The sequence below is a fragment of the Limnobacter olei genome (genome assembly GCF_029087225.1).
In the GTDB taxonomy this organism is placed as follows: Bacteria; Pseudomonadota; Gammaproteobacteria; order Burkholderiales; family Burkholderiaceae_B; genus Limnobacter; species Limnobacter olei.
The window spans coordinates 1-338 of sequence record NZ_JARFJD010000073.1; the positions used below are offsets into that span (position 1 = coordinate 1).

The 338-nt window shown below is 50.0% G+C and carries 1 other RNA gene; it reads right to left on the reverse strand.

Annotated features, from left to right (window positions below):
• Positions 1–338, reverse strand: a transfer-messenger RNA (tmRNA) gene (gene ssrA, locus PY990_RS16345); the annotation flags it as partial.

Here is a 338-nt window from a genome sequence, read left to right on the forward strand (position 1 = left end):
CGCTGTCGGTACTACATGCGTAGCCGTGTCTATTAAGTTAACCCTCAGCGACCCGACGGGCAGGGTGCTTTGGGCGAGCTGTGTAAGTTTTAGCCGATTCGTCCACAGCGTACTGCACGGCGATTCTGTTCTATATGACAATCATTTTGGGTTTACAGACATCCCCTGATGATTGCTGGAGCCGAAGCTACCAGAAGTGCGGCTAGGCTGCTTACGCAGCTAGTTGAGCACCGTAGTTTTCGTCATTGGCAACTATAGAAAGTTGCAACAGTGGATTTACGAGTTCTGTTACCAACTCGGCATGCACCTAAAGTTTCATCACCGGCGTCGAATCCAAA